Source organism: Streptomyces sp. CT34 (assembly GCF_000805335.1).
Classification (GTDB): Bacteria; Actinomycetota; Actinomycetes; order Streptomycetales; family Streptomycetaceae; genus Streptomyces.
The window spans coordinates 4934496-4957663 of record NZ_KN708638.1; the positions used below are offsets into that span (position 1 = coordinate 4934496).

Here is a 23168-nt window from a genome sequence, read left to right on the forward strand (position 1 = left end):
GCGCATCTGCAGTATGCGCTGGTCCGGCGCTGCACTTCGGTGAAGCGACGGGCCGCTAGCCCGCAGCCACCTCACGCGTCCGGTGCGAAATCATCTGCCGAACCACCTCCCTTCTCGTGTACCCCACACGTTAGGAAGCCGCCGGCCGCCGCACAACCGAATTTTCCGGTGGCGTGTGCCGGAGGCGGCGATTTCCGCGAATCGGGTGTGTGCCACGTCACGTTCGAGTTGAATGCTCCCAGGTGGAGCACGTGCGACCGCGTTCGTTAGGGGTACCAGTGACTGCCTCGTCCGCTTCTTCTGCCTCGTCGGCCTCCTCGTCACAGCGGCACGCCGCGACCGGGCCGGACGGCTCCCGGGGGGCAGCCGCCGGATATCCGCCGACCGGCGCGGACGGAGCCCCCGACCGCCCTCCGGACAACGACGACTCCGGTCTCCTCGCCGCCCTCCTGGACGGCATGGACGCCGCCCTGGTGGCCTTCACCGCGGACGGCACGCTCACCCACTGGAACCACGAGGCCGAGCGCATCCTGGGCTGGACCGCCGACGAGGCGGTCGGCCGTACGGGGCTGGCGGGCTGGGCGGTCCGCAAGGAGGACGCCGACGGGATCGAGGCGGCGCTGGGTGCCGCGATGCGCTCCCCGGGCCGCCAGGTCCACGAGTTCGCCCTGCTGACCAAGGACGGCCACCGCGTCCTGGTCCGCACCCAGTCGTCCGCGGTCCGCCGCCCCGACGGCACCGTCGCCGGGGCCTACTGCGCGTTCGGCGAGGTGCACGCCCAGATAGACCTGGAGCGGGCGATCGCGCTCAGCGAGGCGCTCTTCGAGGAGGCGCCCTGGGGCGTGGTGCTGATCGACGCCGATCTGCGGCCCGCGGTCGTCAACGCGCATGCCGCCCGCACCCTGGGGGTGGGGCGTACCGCGCTGCTGGGCCGTCCGCTGGGCGATCTGCTGGTGCAGGGCGTCGAGGAGCTGGAGAGCGCGCTCCAGCACGTTCTCGCCGAGGGGGCGCCGCCGGCCGTCGCCGAGCTGTGGGTGACGCTGCGCGAGGGGGAGGCCGAACTCCCGCGCCGGTGCTGGCGCAGCGGCTTCGTCCGGCTGGCCTCGCCGCTGGCGGAGGAGCCGGTTCCGCTGGGTGTCGCCTGGCTCTTCCAGGACGTCACGGACGCCAAGCGGGCCGACCAGGACAACTCCCTGCTGCGCTTCCGCGCGCACCAGCTCCACCGGGCGGGGCGGGCCGCGGCGGAGTGCCCGGACCCGGCCGAAGCCGCCGCCGTCCACCTCGACTTCGCCCTGGCGGGCTTCGCCGACCACGCCCTGGTCGACCTCGCCAGGACACCGGCGCCGGCCCCGTACGGCGCGGTGGACGCGGACGCCGACTGGGACGCGGACCGGGCGCCCCTGGAGGAGGGCGCGGGAGAGCCCCGCCCGGGAGGTACGGGCGGCCCGCCGCGGCTGGTGCGGGCGCTGGCCTCCCCGGCCGGTTCGCCCGGTCCCTCGGAGGCGGTCCCGCCGACCGGCATCCCGGTGGCCTACGTACCGGGCCACCCGGCCCTCCAGGCGTACGCACGGCGCGGCTCGGTGCGGACCAGTGCCGGCCCGGCTCCCGCCGAGGGCTGGGCCGCCGCCCGCAACTGGCCGGACGGCACGGTGCACGGCCTGTGCGTGGTGCTCCGCAGCCGGGGCCGCACCCTCGGCGTCGCGACGTTCCTGCGGGTGCCCTCGCGCCGCCCCTTCGACCGCGCCGACGCGGACTACGCCGAGGAGGTCGCGGCACGTGTCGCCGCCGCACTGGACCTGGCGGGCGCCGCGGGGGCTTAGGGCCGCCCGACGGGGCGTGGCCGGGTCCGGCTCTGGCCCATCGGACAGGCCCCGCGGGCGCGGGGGGTGCCCGGGGCCGCTCAGTGCCGGTAGAAGATCCGGTCCGCGTACTCCCGCATCACCCGGCCGTTCCACTCGTGTCCGCCGTCGACGTTCCCGGAGCGCAGCAGCGGCGGCTCGACGCCCCGCTCGGCGAGGGTGCCGGCGGCACTCGCCACCACCGCCTGCATGATCGCGCTGGTGACGACCGTGGAGGCGGGCGCGAACGGCGCCTCGATGCCGGGCAGCGTCAGCTCCGCGTCGCCGACCGCGATCCGGCTGTCCAGCACGATGTCGCAGTGGTCCTTGAGGTAGGTCCCCGAGGAGTGCCGGGGCTTGGTCTCCGCCGCGTACGCCACCGACGTCAGGCCGATGACCTTGATGCCGAGCGCCCGCGCGTTGATCGCCATCTCCACCGGGAGCGCGTTGCGCCCGGAGAGCGAGATGATCACCAGTACGTCGCCGGCCTCCAGCGGGCTGGTGTCCAGGACGGCCGCGGCCAGCCCGTCCACCCGCTCCAGCGCGCTGCCGAGCGTCGCGGGCCGGACGTCCACGCCGACGACGCCCGGCACGGACAGCAGGTTCATGACCGCCAGACCGCCCGCCCGGTAGACGGTGTCCTGGGCGGGCAGCGAGGAGTGGCCGGCCCCGAAGGAGAAGACCCGGCCGCCCGCCTCCACGGCGCCGGCGATCAGCTGCCCGGCCGCGGTGATCCGGTCCCCCTCCGCGTCCCGGACCTGCCGCAGCAGATCGATGGCGGCGTCGAAGTACCTGCCGGCCAGCCCCTCGCTCCGGTCGCTCTCAGCCATTCCCGCCGGCCCCTCTCGTCGGTCGTCGTCGCGGCTTCGTCGGTCTTCGCCGGGTTGTTCGCCGCATCTGGGATCAGTGGCGCGGATCACGTTGCGGTCCGGACCAGTGCGCTGTCAATACGCCGGTCCGTGCACCGGTTTCCCGCTCCGTACGGTCCGCTGCGTGGACGACGGGCACCGATGTCAGTGGGATGCGTCAGAATTGGATCCAGGGCCACCGCACGACATATCGAGGGGCACGCATGTCCGGACTGATCGACACCACGGAGATGTATCTCCGCACCATCCTCGAACTGGAAGAGGAGGGTGTGGTCCCCATGCGCGCCCGCATCGCGGAGCGGCTCGAACAGAGCGGCCCGACCGTCAGCCAGACGGTGGCGCGCATGGAGCGAGACGGCCTGCTGACGGTCGCGGGCGACCGGCATCTGGAGCTGACGGAGGAGGGCCGGCGGCTGGCGACGCGGGTGATGCGCAAGCACCGCCTCGCCGAGTGCCTGCTCGTCGACGTCATCGGGCTGGAATGGGAGCAGGTGCACGCCGAGGCGTGCCGCTGGGAGCATGTGATGAGCGAGGCGGTCGAGCGCCGCGTCGTGGAGCTGCTGCGGCACCCCACGGAGTCCCCGTACGGCAACCCCATCCCGGGGCTGGAGGAGCTGGGGGAGAAGGCCGAGGCCGATCCGTTCCTGGACGCGGGCATGGTGAGCCTGATGGATCTGGACGCCGGGGCCGACGGCAAGACGGTCGTGGTGCGCCGGATCGGCGAGCCCATCCAGGCCGACGCCCAGCTGATGTACACGCTGCGGCGGGCCGGGGTGCAGCCGGGAGCGGTGGTCAGCGTGACCGAGTCCCCGGCCGGTGTGCTGGTCGGCAGCAGCGGCGAGGCCGCCGAGCTGGACGCCGAGATCGCCGGGCACGTCTTCGTCGCCAAGCGCTGACCGCCCGGCTCGGCGGCCGGCGCGCCGACGGACCGGCACTTTTCCGCTTTTTCGCACGCTCCTCCGAAGATCCCAGCGAGCCCGCTGAGCTGCGCCGATGCGCGGTTCGGCGGGCTCGTCAACATCCGGCGCGATGAATGAAGTTGTGCGAATCAGTGCGGTACGGCCGCTCTCGTGTCACCCTGGCGCAGACGCATGGCCATGCGTCGTCACTCACGCGTGATGCGCTGACGGCCTAGGGGGCTCGGATGCGTCCACTGAGTCCGGTCGAGGACGGTCAGGGCCCCGGCGCTGCGAGCAGCCGGGGCCCTGCCTCCCCACGTCCCCCCGCCAAGACCCGGAGCCCCGAGCTCTCAGGGTCTTTCCCCACGGGCCCCCTTCCCGGTAGGGCCCGCCTCCCGGCAGATGTCTCCCCGTGGTGGGCGCGGCCAATCCCTGAGCAAGGTCACTCGAAAGTGGGGTGTTGGGCGCGGCAGCGGTCCGTTCGAATAGAGGTTCGATAGTGTGGGGCGTACGGGGCTGGCCAGGGGACGATTGGGGGTGCCAGGACAGATGGTGCGGCGTATCAACGTGACGGGGTCCGGCGGCGTGCGGCTCGCCGCCTGGGAGTTCACCGACCCGCCCAAGAGCGGTGGCGGGTCGGAGGGGAGCGAGCGCGGCCCGGGGGTGTTGCTGCTCCACGGTCTGATGGGGCGGGCGTCCCATTGGGCGGAGACCGCGCGCCGGCTGAGCTCCGGGCACCGCCCGGTAGCCCTGGACCAGCGCGGCCACGGCCGCAGCGAGAAGCCCGCCGAGGGGCCGTTCGACCGCGGGGCGTATGTCGATGACGCCATCGCCGCCATCGAGCAGCTGAGGCTGGCCCCGGTCGCCCTGGTCGGCCATGCCATGGGCGCATTGACGGCATGGCAGTTGGCGGCCCGGCGTCCCGATCTGGTCAGTGCGCTGGTGATCTGCGATATGCGCGCCTCGGCGCTGGGCGCGGCCTCGCAGCGGGAGTGGGTGGAGTGGTTCCGCTCCTGGCCGGTGCCGTTCGCGACCCTCGCGGACGTCCGGCGGTGGTTCGGCGAGGACGACCCGGTGCTGGAGCGGCCCCGGCCGGCCCGGGGGGAGTTCTTCGCCGAGGTGATGGCCGAGCGCGCCGACGGCTGGCGTCCGGTCTTCTCCCGCCGCCAGATGCTCAGCGCCCGCGAGACCTGGGTGCACGACGCGCACTGGGAGGAGCTCGCGCAGGTGCGGTGCCCCGCCCTCGTGGTGCGCGGCCTGGACGCCGAGCTGGGCCGGGCCGAGGCCCAGGAGATGGTCCGGGTCCTGCCGCGCGGGGAGTACGCCGAAATCCCCGACGCCGGGCATCTGCTGCCCTGGGAGCAGCCGGACGGCTGGTATCGCGTGATCGAGCCGTTCCTCCGTACGGCCGCGGCCCGCCCCTGACCCGGCGGACAGGCCCGGCCCCGGCTGCGGCGGTCCTGGTCGACGCGGCGCCCGTGCGGCACGGCTCCCCGGGAGCCCTGCCGCACGGGCGAGCGGCATCGGTAACTGCCGTGCCGTCAGCCCGCGTTGTCGAACTTCCAGATGAGCGGGTTGGCGACGCCCTCGTCGCCCCAGTGGACCTCCAGGGCCTTGGCGCCCTTGGGGATCATGTAGGTCGTGCAGAGGACATGGCTCTGGCCGACCTTCCAGTTGTCGATGTCGACCGGGTCCTCGCAGCCGGGCAGCTTGTGCGGGGCGCCGATGAGCACGCCGCCGCGCCGGCCGTCCGCATAGATTTCGGCGCCGACGTCCGCCTTCGCCAGGCCCTTGATGATGCCGGGTCCCTTGTTCGTGTACTTCACGAACGCGATGGCGGCGACCAGGCCCTTGGCGTCCTTCGGGTCCCGGACCATTTTCTGCGCCTCGGCCTCGGTTCCGACGTGCACCTTCTGCGCCGCGACCTCATAGGTGACTTTTCCGGACTCTTCCTTGTACTGTCCGGTGCCGCTCTGACCCGGCTTCAGCGCATTTCCGGCAGCCGGGGCGGTCGAGTTCTTGTCCGTCTTCGGCGCGGAATCGGCAGAACTCTTCTGCTGGTCCGGGCTCGGGCCGACCGCGCCATTCGAAGCGCCCTTGTGGCCACCGCAGGCGGTCAGTGTCATCGCCAGCACGGCGACGGGCGCGGCGGCGCGCAGCCATGCGGTCTTGGTGTGCAGCAAAACGTACTCCCAGCACGTGATCTCCCCCGTTACGCAGCACAGTTGCACGGTGCTCGCGAACGGCTGTGTGAGCGGAGCATAAGAGCAGCGTTCGAGCGTTGTCGAAACGCAGAACCAGCAAGCCGGCCGGATTCCCCGGGGGTTTCGCCGCAATACTTGCGAAACATCCGCGCTGTCACGGCGACGCAACGCCCCTACACCCGCCCAATTGCGCATGGATTCAGTGGTATTGGCGTAGCCGAGGCGCCGTCAAGGTAATTCCTCGCTAAAGACTCTGCCCGGCTGTTCTCCAGCGACGCGCAAGCCACCCCGCATGCCGGCGGAGATGCGCGGTGAGGCGTCGCGGTTCAAGAGGGTGCCGCGGATCACGTACGGGAGTTGTGCAGGGTGTCAGCCCAGTGTCCGGGTGAAATCGCCCCGTTGGACATGTGCGGCCAGCGAGTCCCCCGAAAGCAGAGAGCCATAGCCCGTCGCCGCCCAGAGACTCTTCTCGGCGGGCACCTCGAAGTACGGGACGGGGTGGCCGTCGAGGCGGTCCGTCAGCACCTCTGGGGCGCGGCGGGCGCGTACGGCGCGGAGGCAGGTGTCGCAGGTGGCGACCCGGAGTTGTTCGCGGCGGCCCAGGGGGCGCCAGGGTATGCGGCGGACGGCGGGACCGTGCAGCGGATGGAAGAAGCACAGCGGGAGGGTGGCCGGAGCCGTGGAGAGCGCCGCGCGGCCCTCGGCGATCAGCGCGAACACGCCTGCCAGGTCCGGGACTCCACGGGCATGGTCCAGCACCGTACCGGCCGCGGAATAGGCGTCCAGGGCCCGCTCGACGGCCGCCGGATCGCCCTCGGCGGCGCGCGCCTCCTCGCCGAGCCGCACCACCTCCTCGGTGGCCCGGTCGCGGAGCCCGTCCTCGTCCGCCTTGTGGGCGGCGGCGAAGACGGACCGCGGCATCGCGAACGGCGTGGCGAGATCGCGCAGCCGCGAGCGGCGCCGCAGCAGCAGCCAGGCCGCGGCCGGCACCAGCAGCGGACCGGCGACCAGGGCCACGATCCGTACCACCGGCGAACCGCCGTGCGCGGCGGGCCTCTTCGCCGTTCCGCCGCCCGACGGCGTACCGAGACGGGCGGTGAGCTGGTTGTACACCTTGTCGCCGTCGCCGGCCTTGATGATGTCTATCGCACGGGAGATGCGCTTCGTCAGCCCCGCGCCCTTCATGGTGTCGTCGAAGAAGACCGAGGCGGCGGCATGCCCCGCCTGGTGGGCGTTGGCGGGCCATTCGTCGGCGGCGATGTCGTCCGGATAGCTCCCGGGCGTGATGAGGACGGCCGGCCCGCCGCCCATCCTGTCGTGCACCACCTGGGAGAGCTGCTCCGATTTGCCACCCCAGCTGTCACCCTCGACCAGCGGCACCAGCACGACCTTGATCGGCAGATGGGTCTGCTGGATCTGGGTCACCAGCTTGCGCTGATCGTCCGGGCCGACCGCCGACGAGAGGGACGGGTCGACGTAGACGGGGGAGGTGCGCAGCGCGTCGGCGATCTTCTGCCCGGGACTCTCGGCGGCCGTCCCCGGCGCCGCGGCGCAGAACAGCAGCGCGGCGGACGCCGCACCGACGGCCAGGGCGGACCGCAGCGGACGGCGGCAACGAGGGTCACTGGACACCGAAGTACTCCCGTACGTCGCGAGTGAGTTGATCTATTCGGGCGCCGTCGGCGAGCGTGGCCAACGGGCCCGGAAGGGTGGGATACGGGGCGTGGCCCGGGTGCCCGAAGCCGTCGGAACCGCGCAGCCGCAGCACCGCACCGGGCCTCTCCCGGCACGCCCTGCACACCGGCAGCGACACCGGCTTGCCGCCGCCGGCCGCGGACTTCCGCTCCCGCTCGGTGGCCGCGCCGTGCAGCGGATTGCGGTAGCAGACGTACTCCGCGGCTGCCGGGTCATGGAGGGCGGCCCGGCCGACCCGCGCCAGCGTGATCGCACAGGCGAGCGCGACCGGCGTGGCATCGGCGTCGATGCGGCCGTCGCTGTCGCCGTCGATCAGCAGCGCGGCGGCATCCAGGCACTCCCACGCCCGGCGCCGGGACTCCTCCGCCATCGCGGTCGGTTCCAGGGCGGTGGTGAGGGCGGCGACCTCCTGCTGGGCGGTACGCCGCAGCCATGCCGACTTGGGCTCCACCGGCGCCTCGTACGGCACACCGGCACCCGCCGGCCGACGGAGCCCGGTCAGCCACCGGACGATCGCCCACACCGCCACCACGAGCCCGTAGAGCAGCAGGGCGGCCAAGAATCCGGAGAACAGCCCCGGAGCGAAGTCGCCGGTGAACAGTCCGGGCAGTTTCTGCGCCGCCACCGGATCGGCCGCCGGTGACGGCGCGGCCGGAGAGTCCGCGGTCTTGGACACCGGGGCCTTGTCGAGGTACGCGAGCAGCTTGCTCAGCCGCGGGCCGAGCGTCGAGCCGTCGTGGCTGTACTGGAGGTCGTGCGGGCGGTCGAAGAGGTATCCGGCGTCCACATGGGTGCCGTAGTTGACGATGTCGATGGAGCCGGACGTCGGGTTGGCGAACACGAAGAGGGCGTCCCGATGCAGCCGGTCGTGCAGCGACTTGGCCAGGAGCTCCGTATTGCCACCCGACTCGTCGTCCATGGAGGTGGGCAGGGCGGTGACCAGCGCCGGGACATGCAGCGCGGCCAATTGCTCTCGCAGCCGGCTGCGTTGGGCGGCGTCCAGGGGGGACGGGCTCTCGGGGTCGACATAGAGCGGGTCGCGCCGCAGACCGTCGGCCACCCGGTCTGTACGGGCCCGCATGTCGGCGGCCGTGGGAACGGAGCCGTCGCCCGAGGTGGTGTCCTGGAACACCAGCGACGCGGCGAAGGCCAGCAGCCCGGCCAGCACCAGCGCGCCCAGCCCGAGAGGGAACGACCGCAGAGGGGAGAAGGGCCGCTTGCGGGGGTGGGAGGTGGGGTGGCTGTGGCGGTTGGTGGGCTTGGGGGTGCCGGGTTGCGTGCCGCTCGGTTTGGTGCGGCTGGGGTTCGCCTTGCTGGGTTTCGTGCTGCTCGGTTTCGCGTTGCTGGGTTGTGTGTTGGCGGCTTTGGCGGCTTTAGCGGCGCCTGGTTCTGTACCGCTGGGCTTGCTGCAGCCGGCCTTCTTCGGCTCGTTGTCCTTGGCGTAACTCACCTTGGTGTCGGGTGTCTTGGCGGTGGTGTTCTTCTTCCCGAGGCCGGATCCGCCGGAGCTGCTGGATCCGGTCGAGCTACGGGATCCAGCGGATCCGGCCGGATCGTCGGCTCGGTAGGCGCGGCGGGCGCGTCGGCGACGCCTCGCATAGCTCGTGATCAGCAGCGCGGCGAACGGTACTCCGGCGACCACGGTGCCGGTGAGGAAGCTCTGGTTCTGCCGGTCGACCGAGTCGGTGTGCAACTTGGGCGGCTCGTGCGAGTTGTACGCCCCGCCGTATTCGTCCCGGCCCTTCTCGGCGCGCTGGTGGGCCTGTCCCGAGGTGAGTACGTCGACGAAGTGCCGGAACGACTCGCGGGGCGTGGCGTCATGGGGCATTTCGTACACCGTGGCCGTGCGGGCATCGTCGGCGCCCGGCACGCTCACGCCGTACGCCTGGACATTGTCCAAACCCAGCTCGGACAGGGAGACATACAGACCGTTGCGCCCCAGTCGGTCGTGGACCTGGGCGAGCAGACCGGAATCCAGGCCGCCGGCGGAGGTGTAGGGGAGGATGACCAGGTACGTGGGAACGCCGAGTCGCCGGGCCTCCTTGGCGAAGGCGGTCGCCGTCGAACGTGGTGCCACGCGGGGCAGTTCGTCGCTGATATAGACCGGATTGTTCCGAAGGTGCTGGGCGAGGTACGCGGCCTGGGTCGGGGTGTCCGTCCCGACGGGCGCGGCGTGCACTGCACCAGCGGCGAACAGCACCGCCAACCAGCCCATCACCAGCACCATTCCGGCGCGCAGCACCGCCCCCACCACCCCTCGTTCGTGTTGTCGCCAAGACGCTACAGTCCCCGCCCGCCCGCCGGTGAAGCCTGTGGATAACTTCCCGGCAAAGCCCGTGAGCTGGGGGTCGGCGAGGGGATGGGGGAGGAAGGGAGGGGAAGTGGGGGTGGGCGAGTGGGGGTGGGTGGAGGTGGGGGAGTGGTGCCGGGACGGCTGGTGCCGGGGCGGTCGGGGTGGGCAACTGGGGCGGCCGGGCGGGGCAGTGGCCGAGGCAGGCGCTTCCCCCTTCCCCTTCCCCTCCCCCTTTGGCGGAGAGGGAAGCAGACAGAGACCCTGGATTTTGTCCGTTGGTTGCACATCGCAACCAACGGACTCAACCAAACGTGACGTCAAGGAGTCCGAGGAGAAGACGCCCGAGCGCCGTCACCAGTGTCCTCGCCCGTGTCCTCACCCCTTGCTGACCGCCGCCAGGATCTCCGGGAGCCGGGCCACCACCCGGGGAGCCGCCAGGCGCAGTCCCAGGGTCGCGATGCCGAGCCCGTAGACCGCGCCGGCCGGCAGCAGTACCCACAACAGGCCCTGCAGGCCGGCCATATGGAGCCAGATGGTCAGTGCGAGCATCGGGAGGCACAGCACGGCGGACGTCAGGAAGCCGCCGAAGAGGCTGATCCAGGCGATGCCGGCCTGGCCCGGCGCGACGTTCTTGTTGCCCTCCGAGGGGATCGAGTACGGGAAGAGCGCCGAGGCCTCCGCTCCCGTGGCCAGCAGTCCGCCCAGGAGGGCCAGCGAGAGGCCGTAGACCTCCGGGAAGGCCGACCACGGGCCGACGAGGGCCGCGGTGCCGAGCACGACCAGCGTGATGTACGGGACGGCCACCAGCGCCAACGTCAGTGCGCGGGCCCGCAGTTCCTGATGGGCGTCCCGCGGGCCGGATATCGTCGAGGCCACCATCCAGAACGCCGAGGTGTCCTGCCCGAACTGGTTGTACATCATCATCCCGAGCAGCGTGGACGCCGAGAAGGCGGTGTAGATGCTGCCGTTGCCCTGGACGGCCGAGATGACGGGCACCAGCAGGCCGAAGCCGAGCGCCGACGCCCAGGACATCTTCGACTTCGGGTCGCGCCAGGCGTAGCGCAGCGAACGCAGCATGACCGTGCCCGTACGGCCGCCCGGCAGCAGCCGCGCGAGGCCGCGCTCCTCGCCGCCGGAGCGGCGGGCGCCGTCCTTGTCCGCGGCCTGGAGGGTGGAGGAGTCCGGCGCCGTCATCAGGGTCGTCAGCGTGCGCTGCCACCACCACAGGAGCAGGGCCAGCGCCGCCACGGTCAGTGCGAGGCCGGCCGCCGCGCGCCCGTAGGCGCCGTGGCCGGCGTCGTCCACCGCGCCGATCGCGGAGGCGGGCGGCACCCAGCGCAGGACGTGGGCCACCGGCTCCAGTACGGACAGGCCCTCCGGGCCGAGCCGGCGGGCGGCCAGATTGACGACCTGGGCGCCGATCGCGATGAACAGGCCGCTGAGCACGGCGAGATCGCGGCCCCGGCGGCTGGTCAGCAGCCGTACCGAGGCGGTGGCGACGGCCCGCGCCAGGGTGACGCAGACCAGTACCACCAGGACGCCGGCCAGGACGCCGACGGCCGCGCCCGCCGCGCCGTGGGCGACCGCGATCACCGAGCCGGTGACCAGCGCGAGGGTGAAGACCGGGCCGATACCGACCAGGGACGCCGCCAGCAGTGAGCGGACCAGCGGGTGCGGTCGCAGCGGCAGCATGACCAGCCGGGTCGGGTCGAGGGTCTCGTCACCCGCGGGGAAGAACAGCGGCATCACCGCCCAGCCCAGGGTGAGGATCCCGGTGAGCAGGACGGTGAACGCGCCGGCGTGGGCGTTGCCGCGCAGCGCGACCTGCGCGGCCACGACACCGACGGCGAGCACCAGCGCGCCGACGAAGGAGATGACGTACGCGGCGGTGCGCCCCCTCGATTGGCGCAGGCCGTTGCGCAGCAGCGTCAGTTTGAGCCGGATGAAGACGGCGGTCGGCGACGCGGGGGCGGGGGCGGCTGTGGCGCTCATCGGGCGCCGCCGCCCAGCCAGTCTAGGTTCTTCCCGGCGCCGCGGTGCGCGCCGACCAGTTCCAGGAAGGCGTTCTGCAACGAGGGCGCGTCGCCGCGCACTTCGGTGACCGGCCCCTGGGCCCGGATGCGCCCGGCGGCCATCACCGCGACCCAGTCACACAGGGACTCGACCAGCTCCATCACATGGCTGGAGAAGATCACCGTCGCCCCGGAGGAGGTGTAGCGCTCCAGGACGCCGCGGATGGTCTGCGCGGAGACCGGGTCGACCCCCTCGAACGGCTCGTCCAGGAAGAGGATCTCGGGGTTGTGCAGCAGGGCCGCGGCCAGCCCGATCTTCTTGCGCATACCCGTGGAGTAGTCCACGACGAGCTTGTGCTGCGAGCCGGACAGGTCCAGGACGTCCAGCAGCTGGTCGGCCCGCTTGTCGACCTCGTCCCCCGCCAAGCCGCGCAGTCTGCCTATGTAGCCGAGGAGTTCGCGGCCCGAGAGCCGCTCGAAGAGGCGCAGGCCCTCGGGCAGCACGCCGATCCGCGACTTCACGGCCACCGGGTCGCGCCAGACGTCGTGCCCGCCGATCTCGACCAGTCCAGCGTCCGGCCGCAGCAGACCGGTCACCATGGAGAGAGTGGTGGTCTTGCCCGCGCCGTTGGGGCCGACCAGGCCGATGAAGTGGCCCGCGGGCAGCGTCAGATCGATGCCATGGACGGCGATCTGCTCCCCGAACCTCTTCCACAGGCCCTCGATTCGGACCGCGGGCGGGCCGTCCGCGGCACCGCCCGAGGCCGTGACCGACCCGTCCTGTTTGTGCAGCTCTTTCGGTTCGCTGGCCACGGCCTGCCCTTCGACGTCCCCGCAGGGGCCTGGTCGTGACCCCCGTCCGCGTCCCACGATACGGGCAGGCTCCGACACCCCGCGGGGGGCTGTGGATCAGCGGCTCCGGGCCGCCGCCACATCCCGCGCGCAGGCGTACGCCAGCGGGCTGATCAGCTCCTCCGCGTCGGGCAGCCAGCGGTTGCTCGCGGTGGGGCGGCGCGCCCACTGCACCGAGCCGTGCGGGCCCATACGGGTCGGCGGCGCGGCGATGTACTCGCCCTCGCCGCGGCAGATCAGGTCCAGGGCGGCCGGCGCCCAGCCCAGGTTCCGCACCATGTCGGGCACCTTCGCCGAGGCGCCGGGCAGCACGAGGAAGAGCATCCGGCGGTCGGGGGTACGGGTCACCGGGCCGAGGGGCAGCCCCATCCGCTCCATACGGGCCAGCGCCAGGCACCCGGCGGTCTCCGGAACGTCGAGCGCCTCGAACGTCCGGCCCGTGGGCAGCAGGATCGACGCGCGCGGCTGCTTGCTCCACATCCGGCGGACGGCGGACCCGGTGCCGCTGGCCTGGCCGGCCCAGCCGGGCCCGGTCGGATGGGCGCCGGGCGAGGTGCAGCCGACGGCGTCGCACGAGCAGCGCGGCCGGTCGCCGTCGTGCTCCAGCCATGCGCCGGGGAACACGTCCCAGTGGCGTTCTTCCGCGTAACGCACCGCAGTGTCGAGCAGCTGCTCGCCGCGCTGCTTGGGGATCTGCGAGGCTCCTGTGACTCCGATGGTCTCTTCCACGCAGATGACAACTCCCCCTGTCACCAAGGGTTACGGCCGAACGGGTGACAGCCCCGGCGCATCGTTCTCGCACGTGGGGCGCATGGATGCACCGATGGGGGCGCGTATGCGGGCGGAGGCCGGGGAGCGGGTAGCCACCTGCGTGACGGGCGGAGAGGCCGCCCGGCGGCAGCCCGCGGGCAAAGGGGAGCTCTGCGCCGCGGCGCCGCGACCGGTGCACGGACACCGGCACGCCTTCCTTCTCGTGGATCAGCGCCTAGCACCTCGGACTTCGGCCGTGGGACTTCGCACGACGACGCACGGGCTTCGTGCATATCGCTCGTATCCCGTGCATCCGCTGCAAAGCGCACGGCCCTGGTTCGTACCCCGCATATCCAGGATGTCTCGGATATCCGGGATATGTGTGGGGAATTGATCGCGGGGAACGGCGTTCTCCGGTGAACGCGCAGCAGTAACAGCAGTACAGGGGGTACAAGCATGGCCGCCAGGCCACTCGTCGCGCGCCAGCCCAATGAACGGCTGCAAGCGCTCATCCAGGAAGCCGCCTGCTCCAACGCGGGGTTGGCGCGCCGCGTCAACATGTGCGGTGCGGAACACGGTCTCGATCTGCGCTACGACAAGACCTCCGTGGCCCGTTGGCTGCGCGGGCAGCAACCGCGGGGCCGCGCCCCGGCCGTCATCGCGGAGGCGCTGGGCCGCAAGCTGGGACGTACGGTCACCATCGACGAGATCGGGATGGCCGACGGCAAGAACCTCGCCTCCGGGGTGGGACTGCAGTTCTCACCGACCGTCCTCGGAGCCATCGAGCAGGTCTGCGAGCTGTGGCGCAGCGATGTCGGGCGACGGGACTTCCTCAGTGGCTCGACGGTCGCGGCCTCGGCGCTCGTGGAGCCCAGCCGGGACTGGCTGATCACCGGGGCGGACACCCAGGTCGCCCGTAACGCCGGTGCCAGAGTGGGCGTTTCGGACGTCGCGGCGGTGCGCGCCATGACCGCGGCGCTCAGCGAGCTCGACCACCGCTTCGGTGCCGGGCACGTCCGGCCGGTCGTCGTGCACTACCTCAACAGCGTGGTCTCCGGCCTGCTGGCGGGCTCGTACCGCGAGGCGGTCGGGCGAGAACTCTTCGCCGCCGTCGCGCGGTTGACGGAACTGGGCGGCTACATGGCCGTCGACACCGGCCAGCCGGGCCTGGCGCAGCGCTACTACATCCAGGCGCTGCGGCTGGCGCAGGCGGCCGGCGACCGCGGCTACGGCGGCTATGTGCTCGCCGCCAGCATGAGCCATCTGGCCGCGTCGCTGGGCAATCCGCGGGAGATCGCACAGCTCGCGCGGGCCGCCCAGGAGGGTGCGCGGGGGCAGGTCACGCCCAGGGTGGAGGCGATGTTCTGCGCGGCCGAGGCCCGCGGGCACGCCCTGCTGGGCGACGGCCGGGCCTTCCAGGTGGTGGCCGGCCGGGCGCTGTCCGCGATGGAGCGCGCCGAGGCGACCGCCGGAGCGGGCGACGACCCGGAGTGGATCGGGCACTTCGACCGGGCGTATCTGGCCGACGAACTGGCCCACTGTCACCGTGACTTGGGGCAGCCGGGCCCCGCCGGGCAGCGGGCCAAGGAGGCGCTGGACGGTCATCCGGCGGGCCGCGCGCGGCGGCGGGCCATCGGGCTGGTGCTGCTGGCCAGCGCCCAGGTGCAGCAGCGTGAGATCGAGCAGGCGTGCCACACGGGCGCGCAGGCGGTGGAGCTGCTGAGCGGGCTGCGCTCGGACCGGGGCACGGAATATCTGGACGACTTCCGGCAACGTCTGGAGCCGTATCAGGACGAACCCGTCGTAAGGGAATTCGCCGCACGGATGGAACTGCGCACCGTGGCGGCGTGAGCAACGCCTCAGGAGCGCCGGGGAGGAGAGCGGAAGCAAGGGCAAAGGGCGGAAGGGCCGAGGGGCGCGAGGCGCGTTCGGCCCTCCGCCGCCGGGGCGGACCGGGATTCCGGCCCGCCCCGTACGCGGACCACGCGCCCGGGCGGCGCCCGCGGGGGAGGAGGGGGTGGTGACCTGGACACGTGGTCGAACGTTGCGGCGAACCGGTAGCGTGCAGCCGACGATCCCGTAGGTCTGCACGATGGTAGGAGTGCCGGTGACGCAGAGCGGACAGGGTCACGACCCGCAGAATTCTGCGGCCGGCCCGGCCAGAGAGGGCGTAGTGCTGCCCGCCAACGGCGGCGACGCGTGGCCGCCCGACCAGCAGGCCGCGCCGCCGGCCGGCCAGCCGTGGGGCCAGCCCTGGGGCCCCGGTCAGCAGCCGCCCGCGCAGCAGCCGGGATACGGACAGCAGCCCGGATACGGGCAGGGGCAGCCACAGCCACAGCCGTACGGGCAGCAGCCGCCGGAGCCGGGCTTCCCCGCCGCCCCGCACCAGGGGCAGCAGCCGGCCGCCCCGTCGTCGGCCCCGCTCCCGGAGGCGCGGCAGCAGCCCGCCGCCCCGCTGCCGCCGCAGAACCAGGGCTTCCCGCAGGGGCAGCAGCCGCTGCCGCCCATGCCGACCGCGCCGCCCGCGGTGCCGCCGCAGGCGCCCCACCAGCCGGCTCCCGCGCCCGCCGCCCAGCAGGCCGGCGCACCGCTGCCGCCCGCCGCCGCGGACGCCGAGTCGACCGCCCTCATACCCTTCGGCGCATCGGCCCCGCAGCCGGCCCCCGCCGACCGGGACGCGCCCGGCGCCCCCGCGGCCCCGTCCGGCGCCCTGCCGCCCGAGAGCGGACCGCCCGCCGCCGGCCGGCCCCCGGCCCAGCAGTTCCCGCCCGCCCCGGACCCGTACGGCCCGCAGGCCGCGGCCCCCTCTTCGGCCCCCTCCCCGGCCGCCTCCGGCGACCTGGTCCGCGCGACCCCGCAGACCGGTGCGCCGCTGCCGCCCGCCGCCAACGAGGCGACCACCGTGCTTCCCCCCGTCACCGGCGGCCCCTCCGGCGCTCCCGGTGCCGCCCCGCTGCCGCCCGAGTCGGCCGATGAGTCCACCCAGCTGCTGCGCCCGGTCCGGCGGCCCCAGAGCGGGGCGGCCCCGGCGCAGGGGCAGCCGCTGCCGCCGTCCGCGCCGCTGCCCGGCGCGGCGCCCGGGGACGGCTCGGAGGCCACCCAGCTGCTCCCGCCGGTCGGCGGCGGCGCCATGCCCGCCCCGCAGCCCGGTGCCGCCGCGTACGGCGCCGCCGGCGCGCCCGGTGCCCCCGGCGACCGCCCGACGCCCGCCGAGTTCGAGGGCCTGTTCCGCGCCGAGCCGGCCGCGCCCGGCACCGCCCCCGCGGCGGACTCCACCGCGCAGCTGCCGCGCTTCGAGGACCCCGGCCGCCCCGCGTACGGCCAACAGGCCGGCTACGGGCAGCAGTTCCCGCCCGGTGGCGGTCTCGACCAGCCCGCCGCCTACGAGGACGACGGCGGCCGGCGGCGCGGCAAGCTCCCCCCTGCCGTGATCATCGGCGTGATCGTCGTGGCACTCGCGGGCGCCGGGCTCGGCCTCGGCTGGGCGCTCAGCGGCGGCGGCAGCGGCGACGATTCCGGCAAGCAGCAGGACCCCGGCACGAGCAGCGCCAAGTCGGCGAAGGACGACGGGTCCAAGCCGGCCGGCGACCCGGCCGCGGCCCAGGCCAAGGGGCTGGACGCGCTGCTCGGCGACAGCAACAACAGCCGCTCCGCGGTGATCGGCGCCGTGCAGAACATCAAGAGCTGCACCAATCTCGACGGTGCGGCCAAGGACCTGCGGTCCGCCGCCGGCCAGCGCGACGGCCTGGTCAGCCGCCTCCAGCAGCTCCCTGTGGACAAGATCCCGAACAGCGCCCAGCTGACCGCCGCGCTGACCAAGGCGTGGCAGTCCTCGGCCGCCGCGGACAACCACTACGCGGCCTGGGCCGACAAGGCGGCCGGCGACAAGGGCTGCGACGGCGGCCACCCCAAGGGCGGCAAGGAAGCCTCGCAGGGCAACGCGGCCAGTGGCGACGCGACCAGGGCCAAGCAGCAGGCGGCGGGCATCTGGAACCCGATCGCCCAGAAGTACGGCCTGACGCAGCATCAGCCCGAGCAGCTGTGAACCACCGCACGGGCGTGAACCACCGCACGGGCGTGAATCACCGTAGGGGTCTGAACCACCCCACGGGCGAGGCGACTTACCCGGATACCCGGCTCAGCCGTCCGCGTGTCAGTCGCCGCCGTCCGCGCGCCGCCGCTCCAGCGTCAAGGTGACGTTCACGAAGCCGTCCTGGGCGGCGACCAGTTCGCCGTTGCGGACGACCTGATACGTCACCATGCCGTTGACGATGCGCGGGTAGTCCGTGACCGCCAGCATGTCGTCGTTGCGCCAGCGCAGCTTCGGCGTGAGGCCGCCGGTGTCGATGGCGTGGTCGCCGCGGTCCAGGGTGGTCTGGATGGCGTGTGCGGTGATGTCCTCGACGCCCGCCTCGTCGAGCTGCTGGATCACCGCGCGCAGCACCGTGTAGGCGATCCAGGTCGTCTGGACGCCCTGGTCGGCCGGGTCGATGCGGCTGTCGTCGAAGGCTTCCTCGTTGATCACCCGGCGCATCGGCTGCCAGCGCGGATCGCCGGCGGCCGGGTACCAGCCGGTGATGTCCGCGCCCTCCAGCGGGCCGGAGGCGCCGCCCGTGCGGTTCACCGTCGACTGGTCGACGCTGCCCAGTACGGACGCCACCCGCACCTTGGGGCTCTCCTCCTGGAGCCGCCGGAAGGAGTCGAAGAAGGTGTCCGTGTGGTCGCCCAGGGAGGCGGAGACACAGGAGCCGGTCGCCTCGCCGCCGGCGTCCGCCGTCCCGTAGACGGCCGGGTCCGCGCCCACCGCCTTCAGGGCGGCGGTCACCTGGGACGAGTAGTCGGTGCCGTCCTCGGGCGCCTTGATGTCCCGGGCCGGGCTGCGGCTGCCGCTCTCCAGGCCGGCGTCCAGCAGCGACGGCATCCGGTCGCCCTGGATGCTGTCCGGGCGGACCAGCGCCACCCGCTTGCAGTCGCCGGCCAACTGGCGCCCGTTCCCGGCCAGCAGGGCGGCCGGGCCGCCGTTGACCGGATACGAGAGCGGGCTGGCGAACTCCTCGTCGGAGGCGCCGTACCCGCCGATGAACGGGATGCCCGCGACCTCCAGCGGGGACATGAACGAGCGGCCGTTCTGGCTGTACGAGCCGACGACCGCCACCGCGCCCGCGTCCACCGCGCGCTGGGCGCACCGGGTGGCCTGCGCCGAGTCGTTGCGCTCGTTGCAGGTGAGGACCTTCAGGGGGTGGCCGGCTATCCCGCCGTGCGAGTTGACCCAGCGGGCGTACGCCTCCGCCATGGCCGGCATACCCGGCATATTGGTCGTCTTGGTGCCCTCGGGGGCCCAGGTCATCACCGTGACCGGCTCCTTGTCCCCGGAGTCCCCTCCGGGGAGCGAGCCGCAGCCCGAGAGCAGTGACGCGATGACCGCCGTGCACGCCGCCGCGGAGACGGCCGCGGAGGTGTGGGGGAAGGGGCGGGGGGAGGGGCGTCGCCGTCCGGTCATGGCTCGGCAGCCTGCCGTTCCGCCCGGAACGTGCGAGTGACGTCCGGGCAACGGATGGTGACGGAGGGGTGAACTCCGGGGGTCGGCTTGAGATCGTCAGGGAGGAACGTACGATCGAATGCTGTGCAAGGTTCGGAGAAGTCTTCCCGTCGCGGGCGCCGCTCGACCACCATGGGCGGTATGCCACTCACTGACATGCCGTGGTGGCGCTGGCGCAGCAATGTGCGCTCCGCGCTGCACATGCTCTCCGACCCCGTCTTCCAGCAGCAGACCTGGCTGCCCGGACGGCCCGGGTACGGAGACGTCACCGACGCCGTCTACCGGCTCGTCGAGGACACCTGGTTGGACAACTGGTCCGCCGACAAGTACATCGGCACGATCTTCCGCGACGCCCAGGAGGCGCAGCTGGTCGACGCCGCCGTGCTGCGGGTGCTGCGGATCATGCACCAGGTGGGGGCGGACGCCCCGGTCACCGCGTACATGGAGCACCCCGCCTGGCCCGACGCCGTGCGGGCCGCCCGCGAGGCGCATGTGCACCTGGCGGTGGCGGACGGCGAGAACCCGGACACCGTCCCGCACTCCCTCGAAGCGCTGGCCGTCATGACGGGCGCTCTGCAGGCCCCGGCGTGACCGGTGCCCAGGGCGCCCCGGTCCGGCCCGGTCCGCGGATATGCGACCCTATGAGGTCATGAGCGAGTCGCAGCCCACCCAGCCCGGTCAGCACGATCGGAACGATCAGTACGTCCTCACCCTGTCCTGCCCGGACAAGCAGGGGATCGTGCACGCCGTCTCCAGCTATCTCTTCATCACCGGCTGCAACATCGAGGACAGCCAGCAGTACGGAGACCGGAACACCGGGCTGTTCTTCATGCGCGTCCACTTCAGCGCGGAGGCACCGGTCACCGTCGAGAAGCTGCGGGCCAGCTTCGCGGCGGTCGGCGACTCGTTCGCGATGGACTGGCAGATCCACCGGGCCGACGAGAAGATGCGGGTCGTGCTGATGGTGTCCAAGTTCGGGCACTGCCTGAACGACCTGCTGTTCCGCTCCCGGATCGGCGCGCTGCCGATCGAGATCGCGGCCGTGGTCTCCAACCACACGGACTTCGCCGAGCTCGTCGGCTCGTACGACATCCCCTTCCACCACATCCCGGTCACCCGCGACACCAAGCCGGCCGCCGAGGCGCAGCTGCTGGAGCTGGTGCGGAAGGAGGGCGTCGAACTGGTCGTGCTCGCCCGCTACATGCAGGTCCTCTCCGACGACCTCTGCAAGGCCCTCTCCGGCCGCATCATCAACATCCACCACTCCTTCCTCCCGAGCTTCAAGGGCGCCCGCCCCTACCACCAGGCGCACGCCCGCGGGGTGAAGCTCATCGGGGCCACCGCGCACTACGTCACCGCGGACCTCGACGAGGGCCCGATCATCGAGCAGGAGGTCGAGCGCGTCGGCCACGAGGTCACACCGGACCAGCTCGTCGCGATCGGCCGGGACGTCGAGTGCCAGGCGCTGGCGCGCGCCGTGAAGTGGCACAGCGAGCGGCGCGTGCTGCTCAACGGGACCCGCACCGTCGTCTTCGCCTGACGCGCCTCCGAGTCGTCCTCTCCTGACGCGCCTCCCACGCGGCGGCACGGCCCGTCCCGGGCCCGGGAACACCCGGTCGCGGGACGGGCCGTGCCATGTGCGGAGTGCGGCCGGCCGCTCAGAGGCGGGACAGCGCCGCCGTGGCGAACAGCACGTCGCGGATCGCCTCGCGCTCGCCGTCCTGTCCCACCGCGGTCTCCTCGGGGGAGATGTGCCCGGCGGCCAGCTGGCAGAACTCGTCGCTGTCCAGGGCGATATGGGCGACGGTGCACTCCGGCGAACCCAGCGCCGCCGGGGAGTCCAGGGCTATGTACCAGTGGCCGCCGCCGTTGCCCTCGACCTCCAGATGCAGCGTGCGGCCCGGGGCGCCGGCCGCGACCAGCCCCTGCGCGGGCGCCGCGAGCCCGGCCCGCCGGCGGTCGGCCAGCGCGACCGGCAGCAGCCGGGCGGCGAGGTCCACCAGCAGGTGCAGATGCCCGGAGGCCGGTGGCACGTACGGATAGTCCACCGCCTCCGCGATGTCCCCGGCGTGCACCCAGCACTCGAAGGCGCGGTCCAGGAAGGAGTCGCGCAGCGCGAGACTGAACCTGCCGTAGGGCACGTTCAGTTCGGCGGCACCCCGGCCGGCGAAGGAGACCGTTCTTATCAGCGCCTGGCTCTGCTCGCGCCACGGATCGTGGACGCCGCGCGGGCCGGTCTCCTCGCCCGCGGTGCGCCAGTACGCCTCGGTGCGGCGCCGCGGGCTCGGGGTGTCCGACGGGGCGGCGGCACCGAGCGGATCGGGCAGTCCGAGGGCCGTGGCGACCAGCCCGTCCACCGCCATCAGATGCCCGATGACGCCGCCGACCGTGGTCTCGCGCTCGACCGGCCGCTCACCGTCGAACCAGCGCAGCCGCACCGGCGCCCGCCACTCCGCCTCGCCCATGTCCCGCAGCAGCGCGTCCAGTTTGGCGGTCTCCGCGTCGTACGGCGTCGCCCACTCGGGCACCGGAATGCGCGCCGGGCGGCGGCCCAGGCAGCCCTCCAGCACCCGCGAGCGCAGCAGCGGATCGAGATCGAGGCTGTCCGCGGGATGCAGCAGCCCCACCGCGTCGCGCAGCCGCAGCGCCTCCTCCGCGCAGGCTGCGCAGTCGGTCAGATGCTCCTCCACCGCGGCCGTCTCCTCGGGCGAGCAGGCGGCCAGCGCCCAGGCGCCGAGCAGCGACTTGAGCACCTTGTGCGGCGGGGTGCCGCCCGGAGCGGGCAGCGGCGGGTGGTGGCGCGGGTCCCGGTCGTCGTCGGTCACGGGGTCGTCATCGCTCTCGTACTCCGGATCGACGTCGTGGGGCGGGTCGGGGGCGGGCTCCCGGGCGGCACCGGGATCCGCGCCCGGGCCGGGCTCCGGCCGGCCGTGCGGCAGCCCCGTGGTGGCGTCACCGACCAGCTCGGCGAACGACGCGGGCGGGACCGGCGGGGCGTCCGGCAGCGGGCCGCGGTCCTCCGCGGCGGGACGCGGTGACGGTATCCGCGGCCGTTCACCGTGCCCTCCGGGGTGCTCCCGGCCGTCCCACTCGTCCGGGCCCATCACAGCGACCGTCCGGGGCCCGGACCGGGCGGTGAGTACGGGGCGTGCGAGGGGCGGGCGGGGTGCGCACCCCGGGAGGCGGTGCGGCCGTGCGGGACCGACGGCAGGGCCTGGTGGTTGTGCGCGGTGGACAGCAGCTGGAGGCCCAGACGGAGCCGGCGCCGCGCCTCGTCCTCGGTGACGCCCAGGTCGGCGGCGGTCTGGCGGTAGTCCCGGCGCTGGAAGTAGGCGAGCTCCAGGGCGTCCCGGAGCGGGGCGGGCATGGACGTGACGATGTAGTCGGCGCGGGCGGCGGTGGAGGCTTCGTGGATCTTCCGCTCCATCTCGGCGGGCGCCGGGGCGTCCTCGCCGCAGTCGCGGGCCGAGTCGGCCTCCGTCTGGCGCAGCCGCTGGACGGCCTGCTGGCGGGTGACGCCGGCCACCCAGGAGCGCAGCGAGCCCTGCTTGGGGTCGTAGGCGTCCGGGTGCTCCCAGACGTAGCCGAACACCTCGCGGGTGATGCGGTCGGCGGCGTCCCCGTCGTCCAGGACGCGGTGGGCGAGGCTGTGGACGAGCGAGGCGAAGCGGTCGTAGAGCTCGCCGAGCGCGGCCGCTTCGCCGCGGGCGAGCCGCTGCTGCATCCGCCTGTCCCAGCGCGGTGGTGCGTCGTGTCCCATCGGACCCCCATCCCTGCCCGTCACGGCCGGGCTCACACCTCGGCCGCCGCCTGCCACCGTGACCTGTTCCGTCACTCCCGCTCACTCTCGTACCCGCCGGGGCCCCTCCGCTCACGATTGCCGGTGCCTCACCCGATCCGGCGGCCCGCCGGATCCCGTCCGCCGCCGGATGCGGTCCGTACGCACGCCGTGACACCGCACCGTGACACCGAACGCACCGTGACACCGGATGTGCACCGTGACACCGAATGTAGTGCCCGGGTCCGACGCCGTATGCGCCTTTGCGGCAAAGCCCGCCGCCAGGGCGATGCGGATGGTAAGGGCGTGATGACGGTGTGGTGGTGATTCCCGGTCGTCTGCGATGTCGTCTGCGAACGAACCGGGAGGGGGTGCGCCGGTAGCCGGTTGAAACGGAATGATGCGGACTGTTCGTGCATGTTTCCACCCATGTGTGATG

Annotated in this window: 17 protein-coding genes; 7 read left to right on the forward strand and 10 right to left on the reverse strand. The window is 73.0% G+C overall.

Annotated features, from left to right (window positions below):
• The first annotated feature begins 278 nt into the window (after positions 1-278).
• Positions 279-1820, forward strand: coding sequence for a PAS domain-containing protein (locus RZ84_RS21655; RefSeq protein WP_078894058.1), 1542 nt, complete (start codon positions 279-281; stop codon positions 1818-1820).
• An 80-nt stretch (positions 1821-1900) separates the two neighbouring features.
• Here RZ84_RS21655 and RZ84_RS21660 read toward each other — a convergent pair whose 3' ends face one another.
• The gene (locus RZ84_RS21660; RefSeq protein ID WP_043265675.1) at positions 1901-2668 is read right to left on the reverse strand and encodes an SIS domain-containing protein; all 768 of its coding nucleotides are present in this window, start codon (positions 2666-2668) and stop codon (positions 1901-1903) included.
• 242 nt (positions 2669-2910) lie between these two features.
• On the opposite strand from RZ84_RS21660, the gene RZ84_RS21665 reads away from it, so the two are divergent.
• The gene (locus RZ84_RS21665; RefSeq protein WP_043265676.1) at positions 2911-3603 is read left to right on the forward strand and encodes a metal-dependent transcriptional regulator; all 693 of its coding nucleotides are present in this window, start codon (positions 2911-2913) and stop codon (positions 3601-3603) included.
• Between the two features lie 552 nt (positions 3604-4155).
• Complete coding sequence (locus RZ84_RS21670; RefSeq protein ID WP_043265677.1) at positions 4156-5031, forward strand: alpha/beta fold hydrolase; 876 nt, start codon at positions 4156-4158, stop codon at positions 5029-5031.
• A 116-nt stretch (positions 5032-5147) separates the two neighbouring features.
• Here RZ84_RS21670 and RZ84_RS21675 read toward each other — a convergent pair whose 3' ends face one another.
• From RZ84_RS21675 to RZ84_RS21705, 6 genes are all read right to left on the reverse strand, one after another.
• Positions 5148-5789, reverse strand: a complete 642-nt coding sequence (locus RZ84_RS21675; RefSeq protein ID WP_043265678.1) for a hypothetical protein — start codon at positions 5787-5789, stop codon at positions 5148-5150.
• A 390-nt stretch (positions 5790-6179) separates the two neighbouring features.
• Positions 6180-7442: a hypothetical protein gene (locus RZ84_RS21680; RefSeq protein WP_043265679.1), complete on the reverse strand. Its 1263-nt coding sequence runs from the start codon at positions 7440-7442 to the stop codon at positions 6180-6182.
• A complete protein-coding gene (locus RZ84_RS39890) occupies positions 7432-9747 on the reverse strand; it encodes a hypothetical protein (RefSeq protein WP_198540023.1) in 2316 nt (771 codons plus the stop codon). The genes RZ84_RS21680 and RZ84_RS39890 overlap by 11 nt, the downstream gene beginning before the upstream one ends.
• A gap of 426 nt (positions 9748-10173) precedes the next feature.
• Positions 10174-11790 carry a hypothetical protein gene (locus RZ84_RS21695; RefSeq protein ID WP_052230077.1) on the reverse strand — a complete coding sequence of 539 codons (1617 nt, stop codon included), beginning with the start codon at positions 11788-11790 and terminating at the stop codon, positions 10174-10176.
• On the reverse strand, positions 11787-12623 hold the full coding sequence (locus RZ84_RS21700) for an ABC transporter ATP-binding protein (RefSeq protein WP_198540024.1): 837 nt from the start codon (positions 12621-12623) through the stop codon (positions 11787-11789). Before RZ84_RS21700 ends, RZ84_RS21695 begins: the two co-directional genes overlap by 4 nt.
• 96 nt (positions 12624-12719) lie before the next feature.
• A complete protein-coding gene (locus RZ84_RS21705) occupies positions 12720-13391 on the reverse strand; it encodes a bifunctional DNA primase/polymerase (protein ID WP_043265681.1) in 672 nt (223 codons plus the stop codon).
• 477 nt (positions 13392-13868) lie between these two features.
• Here RZ84_RS21705 and RZ84_RS21710 point away from each other — a divergent pair, with 477 nt between their 5' ends.
• A complete protein-coding gene (locus tag RZ84_RS21710) occupies positions 13869-15263 on the forward strand; it encodes a hypothetical protein (RefSeq protein ID WP_043265682.1) in 1395 nt (464 codons plus the stop codon).
• A gap of 256 nt (positions 15264-15519) precedes the next feature.
• A complete protein-coding gene (locus RZ84_RS21715; RefSeq protein WP_043270493.1) occupies positions 15520-17457 on the forward strand; it encodes a hypothetical protein in 1938 nt (645 codons plus the stop codon).
• Positions 17458-17565: 108 nt separating this feature from the next.
• Here RZ84_RS21715 and RZ84_RS21720 read toward each other — a convergent pair whose 3' ends face one another.
• Positions 17566-18912, reverse strand: a complete 1347-nt coding sequence (locus tag RZ84_RS21720) for an ABC transporter substrate-binding protein (RefSeq protein ID WP_043265683.1) — start codon at positions 18910-18912, stop codon at positions 17566-17568.
• A gap of 171 nt (positions 18913-19083) precedes the next feature.
• On the opposite strand from RZ84_RS21720, the gene RZ84_RS21725 reads away from it, so the two are divergent.
• Together RZ84_RS21725 and purU are read left to right on the forward strand one after the other, a co-directional pair.
• On the forward strand, positions 19084-19542 hold the full coding sequence (locus RZ84_RS21725; protein ID WP_043265684.1) for an SCO4402 family protein: 459 nt from the start codon (positions 19084-19086) through the stop codon (positions 19540-19542).
• Positions 19543-19600: 58 nt separating this feature from the next.
• The gene (gene purU, locus RZ84_RS21730) at positions 19601-20491 is read left to right on the forward strand and encodes a formyltetrahydrofolate deformylase (protein ID WP_043265685.1); all 891 of its coding nucleotides are present in this window, start codon (positions 19601-19603) and stop codon (positions 20489-20491) included.
• A 118-nt stretch (positions 20492-20609) separates the two neighbouring features.
• On the opposite strand, the gene RZ84_RS21735 is transcribed toward purU, so the two are convergent.
• Both RZ84_RS21735 and RZ84_RS21740 read right to left on the reverse strand, forming a co-directional pair.
• Complete coding sequence (locus RZ84_RS21735) at positions 20610-22055, reverse strand: zf-HC2 domain-containing protein (protein ID WP_043265686.1); 1446 nt, start codon at positions 22053-22055, stop codon at positions 20610-20612.
• A complete protein-coding gene (locus RZ84_RS21740; RefSeq protein WP_043265687.1) occupies positions 22055-22711 on the reverse strand; it encodes a sigma-70 family RNA polymerase sigma factor in 657 nt (218 codons plus the stop codon). The genes RZ84_RS21735 and RZ84_RS21740 overlap by 1 nt, the downstream gene beginning before the upstream one ends.
• Positions 22712-23168: the final 457 nt, after the last annotated feature.